The 7,813-nt window shown below is 71.5% G+C and carries 6 protein-coding genes; 4 read left to right on the top strand and 2 right to left on the bottom strand.

The features are described 5' to 3' along the window. Positions 1–267: 267 nt before the first annotated feature. A complete protein-coding gene (gene gndA / locus IF78_RS0142515; protein WP_031488091.1) occupies positions 268–1,707 on the bottom strand; it encodes an NADP-dependent phosphogluconate dehydrogenase in 1,440 nt (479 codons plus the stop codon). A 304-nt stretch (positions 1,708–2,011) separates the two neighbouring features. On the opposite strand from gndA, the gene IF78_RS0142510 reads away from it, so the two are divergent. Continuing rightward, positions 2,012–3,157, top strand: coding sequence for a transglycosylase family protein (locus tag IF78_RS0142510; RefSeq protein WP_031488090.1), 1,146 nt, complete (start codon positions 2,012–2,014; stop codon positions 3,155–3,157). Here IF78_RS0142510 and IF78_RS0142505 read toward each other — a convergent pair. Next, positions 3,147–4,280, bottom strand: a complete 1,134-nt coding sequence (locus IF78_RS0142505; RefSeq protein ID WP_031488089.1) for a DMT family transporter — start codon at positions 4,278–4,280, stop codon at positions 3,147–3,149. The two genes, IF78_RS0142510 and IF78_RS0142505, sit on opposite strands and share 11 nt — an antisense overlap. Positions 4,281–4,490: 210 nt before the next feature. On the opposite strand from IF78_RS0142505, the gene IF78_RS0142500 reads away from it, so the two are divergent. The 3 genes from IF78_RS0142500 to glgC are packed head-to-tail and all read left to right on the top strand — an operon-like array spanning position 4,491 to position 7,720. Beyond that, entirely contained in the window at positions 4,491–5,246 is a 756-nt protein-coding gene (locus IF78_RS0142500) for a (2Fe-2S)-binding protein (RefSeq protein ID WP_031488088.1), read from the top strand. A gap of 41 nt (positions 5,247–5,287) precedes the next feature. After that, the gene (gene glgA / locus IF78_RS0142495) at positions 5,288–6,448 is read left to right on the top strand and encodes a glycogen synthase (RefSeq protein WP_031488087.1); all 1,161 of its coding nucleotides are present in this window, start codon (positions 5,288–5,290) and stop codon (positions 6,446–6,448) included. Positions 6,449–6,499: 51 nt separating this feature from the next. After that, positions 6,500–7,720: a glucose-1-phosphate adenylyltransferase gene (gene glgC / locus IF78_RS0142490; protein WP_031488086.1), complete on the top strand. Its 1,221-nt coding sequence runs from the start codon at positions 6,500–6,502 to the stop codon at positions 7,718–7,720. The last annotated feature ends 93 nt before the right edge of the window (positions 7,721–7,813 follow it).

The raw sequence follows: 7,813 nt of genomic DNA, 5'->3' as shown, positions 1-7,813 counted from the left end.
GGCCCACCCCACCCCCGCCGCCACCACCGGGCCCCAGCCCGGTCCCCGGCCCGGACCCGTCTCCGATCCCCCCGGGCCCGGAACCCGTACCGAATCCGGAGCCGGGCCCACCACTGAGCTGAGCCCCGGCGGGAACGCGGCGGGCAGTGAAGAGGCGGTGGGCGACGTGAAATCGCCGCCCACCGCAACGCCGCAAGGGGCGCGGGGAACTACGCGACCGGCCCCCACAGGCCGCACCCCCGCGCTACGACCGAACCCTCCGAGCTACTAGGCGGAGACCTCCGACCGATCCCCACCCCACAACGTGTGGAACGACCCCTCCTGGTCCACCTTCCGATACGTGTGCGCCCCAAAGAAGTCCCGCTGCCCCTGCGTAAGCGCCGCAGGCAACCGCTCCGCACGCAACGCGTCGTAGTACGCCAGCGCCGCCGCGAACCCAGGAGTCGGCACCCCCTGCCGCGTCGCCGCGATCAGCACCTCACGCCAGTCGTCCTGCGCATCCGCGATCTCCCGTGCGAACGTCTCGTCCGACAGCAGGCTCGGCAGATCGGCCCGCGTGTCGTACGCGGCCCGGATACGGTCCAGGAACGCCGCCCGGATGATGCAGCCGCCGCGCCAGATCGCGGAGACCGCGCCCAGGTCGATGTCCCAGTCGTACTCCGCGCGCGCCGCGTCGATCTCATGGAAGCCCTGCGTGTACGACACGATCTTCGACGCGTACAGCGCCTGCTCGACCCGGTCGGCGAACGCCCCCGCCTCCGCCTCGCTCAGCGGCGACGCCTTCGGTCCGGCCAGCCCGCGGGAGGCTTCCCGCAGCGCCGCGTGCCCGGACAGCGACCGCGCGAACACCGCCTCCGCGATGCCGGACACCGGCACTCCCAGGTCCAGCGCGATCTGCACGGTCCAGCGGCCCGTGCCCTTCTGCTCGGCCTGGTCGACCACCACGTCCACGAACGGCTTGCCCGTCGCCGCGTCCACGTGCGACAGCACCTCGGCGGTGATCTCGATCAGGTAGGAGTCCAGCCGGCCCCGGTTCCAGGTCCGGAAGATCTCCGCGATCTGGGCGGGCTCGTACCCGGCGACGTCGCGCAGCAGCTGGTACGCCTCGCCGATGAGCTGCATGTCGGCGTACTCGATGCCGTTGTGCACCATCTTCACGAAGTGCCCGGCACCGTCCGGACCGACGTGCGTCACACAGGGCGCCCCGTCCGCCGCCTTCGCGGAGATCTTCTCCAGCATCGGGCCGAGAGAGTCGTACGACTCCTTCGGGCCGCCCGGCATGATGCTCGGGCCGAGCAGCGCGCCCTCCTCGCCGCCGGAGACGCCCATGCCGACGAAGTGGATGCCCTGCTCACGCAGGTCGCGCTCGCGGCGCCGAGTGTCGGCGAAGTGCGCGTTGCCACCGTCGATGATCATGTCGCCGGGCTCGAGCAGCGGTGCGAACTCCTGGATCACCGAGTCGGTCGGCTCACCGGCCTTCACCATGATCACCAGCCGCCGCGGCCGCTCCAACGCCGCCACGAACTCCTTGGCGGTCTCGGCCGCGATGAACTCGCCCTCGCTCCCGAACTCCTCCACCAGCGCCCGCGTGCGCGCCGGCGTCCGGTTGTGCACCGCGACCGTGTAGCCGTTGCGGGCGAAGTTGCGGGCGAGATTGCGGCCCATGACCGCGAGACCCGTGACGCCGATCTGCGCCGAAGTGCTCATGCGTTGGCTCCTAGTGACCTCGATATATCAGCGGTGCCGGTCCCGCCCGCCAGTATTGCCCCATCGTCCATCCTGACGTGCCGGTTCTCCGGCCGCACACCCGGGGTGGCGCGATGTCGCAGGCAGATACGCACGGAAGGCCCCGCCGCACTCAGCCGTCCCGAGCCTCGTCCCGGACACCGGGCAACGTACGCCGAATCCTCGCCACTTGGCGTGAACGGGAGGCTGAATTTCCGTCTTGTCATGGCCTGTTCGCAGCGCTTACTTTTGCCCCTCCTGACGCATGTCAATGGGGGGCTCCGTCATGGCCGCACGCGGTCGCCACCGCCGGTACCAGCCGAACAGGATCAACCGCGCCTCACTCACCGTCACCGCGGGCGGCGCCGGAATGGCGCTCCCCCTCATCGGCACCGGCGCAGCGCAGGCCGCCGACGTGGACACCTGGAACAAGGTCGCCGCGTGCGAGTCGACCAGCCGCTGGCACGTCAACACGGGCAACGGCTACTACGGCGGCCTGCAGTTCGCCCAGTCGACGTGGGAGGCGTACGGCGGCACGCGGTACGCGGCCCGGGCGGATCTGGCCACCAAGGACCAGCAGATAGCCGTGGCGGAGAAGGTACTGGACGGGCAGGGGCCCGGCGCCTGGCCGGTGTGCTCGGTACGGGCCGGGCTGACCCGGGGCGGAGACACGCCCGACATCCACCCCGCCGGCACCACGAAGAAGACCTCGGTCCAGGACGTCCAGCCGCAGACCACGCCCCAGTCGCGGGCCGGCACCGCCGAGATGTACACGGTCGTCCGCGGCGACACCCTCTCGGGGATCGCCGAGTCGCAGAAGGTCAGAGGCGGTTGGCGGGGGCTGTACGCGGCGAACCGGAAGACCATCGGAGCGGACCCCGACCTGATCCTGCCGGGCCAGCGGCTCGCGCTGCGCGGCAAGGCCGCCGCGGCGACGACCGAGACGACGTCCACCCCCAAGTCGACCCCCAAATCCACCTCGGGGAAGACCGCGCCGGACCGCCAAGAGCAGGCCACGACGGGCAGCCGCGCGCTGGTCGCCCCGGTGAGCGCCGCCCCGGGCACGCCGTACCGCAAGGCGGGCGCCTCCTGGTCGAAGGGTTACCACACCGGGGTCGACTTCGCCGTACCGACCGGCACATCCGTGAAGTCCGTCGGGGCCGGGCAGGTCGTGAGCGCCGGGTGGGAGGGCTCCTTCGGCTACCAGGTGGTGATCCGGCACACCGACGGCCGCTACACCCAGTACGCCCACCTGTCGGCGATCTCCGTGAAGGCGGGGCAGTCGGTGGGCGCCGGGCAGCGCATCGGCCGCTCGGGGTCCACGGGCAACAGCACGGGCCCGCATCTGCACTTCGAGGTGCGGACGGGGCCCGGCTTCGGCGCGGACATCGACCCGGTCGCTTATCTCCGGGCCGGTGGGGTCAGGATTTGACGCGCGTACGGTGCCGGTCGACGAGTGGCATCGGCACGTACGGGCCGCCGTAGAAGGGGCCGTAGAGGTTCGGCGGCTCGCTGCCGGGGTACGGCGGCTCCGCGTCTGCGTACGCCGCCTCCGCGGCAGCCTGGGCCGGTATGAGGACGCCGTCGATCCGGTCCGGTACGAGGAGTTCCTCGCGCGCCATCGCCGCGGGCTGCTCCGGGAGCCCGGCGAGCAGCTCCTCCGCGCCCACCGCCGGCCCGGCCTCGGTCGCCGTTTCGCGCCGGGCCTGCGAGGCCTCGCCCTCCGTGCGCGCGATCCGCTCCGTCGTCAGCAGGATCAGGCCGCCCGCCGCCACCACACCGCAGCCCAGGGCGAGGACGGTGCCCGTGGTGTCGTAGCGGAAGGTTTCGCCGAACATCGTTATGCCGACCGCGGCCGCCACCACCGGGTTCACCACCGTCAGCGTGGCCAGCGGCGCCGCCAGGCCCGCGCCCCGGTAGGCGGCCTGGGACAGCAGCAGACCGGCCGTGGCGAACGCGCCTATCGTGGCCAGGGCGGGCACGTCGGCAGCCGACACCCCGCCGTTCCAGTCGACGGTGACGATCTTCGTGAACACCGAGGACATGCCGAAGGCTATGCCGGAGCCGGTCGCGAGCAGCATGCTGCGCACCGCCGGATGCCGGTGGGCCGCCCGGCCGGCGACCATCAGCGTCACGACGATGCCGCCGGTCACCAGGGCCACCGCGGCCTGCTCCGCCGTGCCCAGCGACTGCGACTCGGAGGAGCCGACCAGGGACAGCAGCCCGGCGAGACCCACGGTCGCCATGATCGCGCCCCGCCAGGCCGTCGACCCGGCCTTGCGGCCCACGAACAGTGCCGCCATCGGCAGCGCGAACACGATCGTCAGCGCGCCCAGCGGCTGCACCAGACTCAGCGGACCGAAGGCCAGCGCCACGACGTGCAGCAGACCTCCGAGGCCGTTCAGCGCGACCGCCGCCCACCAGCCCGGCCGGCGCATCGGCGCGAACTGCTGTCCCGGCGAGGACACCGCGACACGCTCCTGCACGATCGCCCCGCCCGCGTACGCGACCGCGGAGATCAGCGACAGGAGCACGGACAACGCGAGGGCGCTCATGAGCTGCTCCTCTGCGTGAGGCGGGGGTGGTGGCCCCTGCGCGGCGAACGGTCGGCTGTCATAACCAACACGATGCCGCGAAATGTTCTTCCCGTCGTCGTACCAGAGCACCGACCGTGTCGTACTGCCGATGGAGTACTGGGCGGCCCGCCTCATCCTCTGGGCGGGGGACCCCGGGTGGAGACCCCCAGGTGAGAACCCCGACGGGCCTTGGTACTACTGCTCTTCGTGGACCTCGACCCCGATCTCGCAGCGCTCCGGCCGCTCGGCGGCTTCTTCGTACTACACGCACCAGGGGCAGCACTTCGGCCACTTCCGACCCTGGCCGAGGCGTACGGCGAACCGGCATCGGACCCCGAGGGGAGTCCCTTGGTTTTCCGCGTCCGGAAAGTCACGAACGCCCTGCGCGCCCCCGAGTTGCGCATCGCCGCCTCCGTGGCCCAACAGGGGATCGCGGCCCGCCTCTGGTCGGTCACGCTCGGCTGCGCCGCCCTCCACGGCCGGGTCCCCGACCTCGACCCGCGCCTGCTGCGCTGGGACCCCGACGGCAGCGCCCCCGACGACCTGTGGCTCACCGAGGTGCGCCCGCTGCCCGGGGATCCGGACACCGTCGCCGAGATCGTCGTGAACGGCCACCTCGCACCCCTGACCGCAGCGCTGCACACCCGGTACCGCGTCGCCACCGGCCTCCTGTGGGGCAACGCCGGATCCGCTCTCGCGGGCGCAGCCCGGCAACTGGACCAGTGGGCGCGCGCCAACGGCCGTACGGACGCCGCCGCCCGGGGCCGCGCCCTGACCACCGAACTCTTCACCCACCCACTCCTCGCCGGCACCGGCACCCTCACCGAAACCGCGTTCCGTCGCCGCAGCTGCTGCCTCTACTACCGGGTGCCCGGCGGTGGTGTGTGCGGTGACTGTTGCTTCACACGAGCCCCGCGCTCTTCCCCACGCGCCCCATCTGGGTGACCATGAAAGGGCAACCAGCCGCTGAGAACAGGGGGTTCCGGGTGCGAGTGGGACTGCTGACCCGGGAGTACCCGCCGGACGTGTACGGCGGCGCGGGCGTCCATGTCGAATTCCTCGCCCGGGAGTTGAGGGACCTCGTCGACCTCGAGGTGCACTGCTGGGGCGAGGGCCGCGCGGTGGGCGTGCTGCGCCACCGCCCCTGGTCCGCGCTCGACACCTCCAACGACGCGCTGCGCACCTTCTCCGTGGACCTCGCCATGGCCGCCGGCCTGGAAGGGCGCGAACTCGTCCACTCCCACACCTGGTACGCCAACCTCGCCGGCCACCTCGGCAAGCTCCTGTACGGCATCCCGCATGTGATGACCGCCCACTCCCTGGAGCCGCTGCGCCCCTGGAAGGCCGAGCAACTGGGCGGCGGATACGCCCTGTCCAGCTGGGCGGAGCGCACCGCGATCGAGGCCGCCGACGCGGTGATCGCCGTGTCCGGCGCCATGCGCGAGGACATCCTCGGCTGCTATCCGGCGCTGGACCCGGAGCGGGTCCACGTCGTGCACAACGGCATCGACACCAGCCTCTACCGGCCCGACCACCGCACCGACGCCCTGGCGCGCTTCGGCCTCGACGCCGACCGCCCGTACGTGCTGTTCGTCGGCCGCATCACCCGCCAGAAAGGCGTGCCCCATCTGCTGCGCGCGGTACGGCACATCGACCCGGCCGTGCAGGTCGTGCTGTGCGCGGGCGCGCCCGACACCCCTGAGATCGACCGGGAGTTCCGCGACCTCTACCAGGAGCTGAGCCGGGTCCGCGAGGGCGTCCACTGGATCCCACAGATGCTGCCGCGCCCGGAAGTGATCCAACTCCTGACCCATGCCGCCGTGTTCGTCTGCCCCTCGGTTTACGAACCCCTCGGCATCGTCAACCTGGAGGCGATGGCCTGCGGCACTCCCGTCGTGGCCTCGCAGGTCGGCGGCATTCCGGAGGTCGTCGACGACGGCAAGACGGGCCTGCTCGTCCCGCTGGACGACGACGTCGAGGCCTTCGAGGCAGGGCTCGCGCGGGCGCTGGACTCGGTGATCGGCGACCCCGACTCCGCCCGCCGGATGGGCGAGGCCGGACGGGAGCGCGCCGTGGGGGAGTTCGGCTGGGACGCGGTGGCGCGGCGCACGGTCCGGCTCTACGGGGAGATCCTCAAACAAGCTTAGCGCGCGCCGCACAGGGGCAGGCTGGGAGCAACCACGGTGAGGGGAGCGGCCATGCGTCGTGGCGGACCTTCGGTGCTCGGAATCGTACTCGCGGGCGGAGAAGGCAAACGCCTGATGCCCCTGACCGCGGACCGCGCGAAACCAGCGGTCACCTTCGGAGGAACGTATCGACTGGTCGACTTCGTCCTGTCCAACCTCGTCAACGCCGACATCCTGCGCATCTGCGTCCTCACGCAGTACAAGTCGCACTCGCTGGACCGGCACATCACCACGACCTGGCGCATGTCCAGCCTGCTGGGCAACTACATCACCCCGGTCCCGGCCCAGCAGCGGCTCGGCCCCCGCTGGTACCTCGGCAGCGCGGACGCGATCCTCCAGTCCCTTAACCTGATCTACGACGAACGCCCCGAGTACGTCGCGGTGTTCGGTGCCGACCACGTGTACCGCATGGATCCGCGTCAGATGCTCACTCAGCACATCGAGGGCGGGGCGGGCGTGACGGTGGCGGGCATACGGGTGCCGCGCGCCGAATCGTCGTCCTTCGGCGTGATCAGCCCCGGCTCGGACGGCCTGACGGTGGAGCGCTTCCTGGAGAAGCCCGCCGACCCGCCCGGTCTCCCCGACGACCCGGAGACCGTGTTCGCCTCCATGGGCAACTACATCTTCACCACCAAGGCCCTCATCGAGGCGCTCCATCGGGACGCCGAGGACGTGAACTCCGTGCACGACATGGGCGGTTCGATCCTGCCCCAGCTCACCGACCGGGGCGAAGCCCAGCTGTACGACTTCAGCGCCAACCACGTCCCCGGCGAGACCAACCGTGACCGGGGTTACTGGCGGGACGTGGGCACCCTGGACGCGTACTACGAGGCGCACATGGACCTGATCGCCGAGCGCCCCGCCTTCAACCTCTACAACCGCAGCTGGCCCATCTACACCCACTCCAACCAGCTCTCCCCGGCCCGCTTCAACGCGGGCGGCATGGCCAGTGAGTCCATCATCAGCGCCGGGTGCCTGATCCGCGGCCAGGTCACGCGGTCCGTGCTCTCGCCGGGCGTGGTGGTCGACCCGGGCGCCGTGGTGCAGGGTGCGGTGCTGCATGACAACGTGCGCATCGGGCGGGGCGCGGTCGTACGCGGCGCCGTGCTCGACAAGAACGTCGAGGTGCCCCCGGGCGCGACGATCGGCGTCAATCCGGAGCGGGACGCCGACCTGTACACCGTGTCCAAGGACGGGGTGATCGCGCTGGGGAAGGGGCAGCGGGTGCCCTAGGCCCTGTCGTCAAATTCCCGCCTGCCCGGCGACGCCTGGCACGCACGCTCGCTGCGTTGCCGAACCGCCCACGTGGCTCCTCCCCCACGCTCG

It is taken from the genome of Streptomyces bicolor (assembly GCF_000719285.1).
Classification (GTDB): domain Bacteria; phylum Actinomycetota; class Actinomycetes; order Streptomycetales; family Streptomycetaceae; genus Streptomyces; species Streptomyces bicolor.
Note: the sequence above shows the minus strand (reverse complement) of the source record. Positions and strands in the feature narration are given on the sequence as shown.

Bases quoted from the DNA above. Each gene is read 5' to 3' on its own strand.
- gndA (WP_031488091.1), bottom strand. From the start codon at position 1,707: ATGAGCACTTCGGCGCAGATCGGCGTCACGGGTCTCGCGGTCATGGGC.
- IF78_RS0142510 (WP_031488090.1), top strand. From the start codon at position 2,012: ATGGCCGCACGCGGTCGCCACCGCCGGTACCAGCCGAACAGGATCAAC.
- IF78_RS0142505 (WP_031488089.1), bottom strand. From the start codon at position 4,280: ATGAGCGCCCTCGCGTTGTCCGTGCTCCTGTCGCTGATCTCCGCGGTC.
- glgC (WP_031488086.1), top strand. From the start codon at position 6,500: ATGCGTCGTGGCGGACCTTCGGTGCTCGGAATCGTACTCGCGGGCGGA.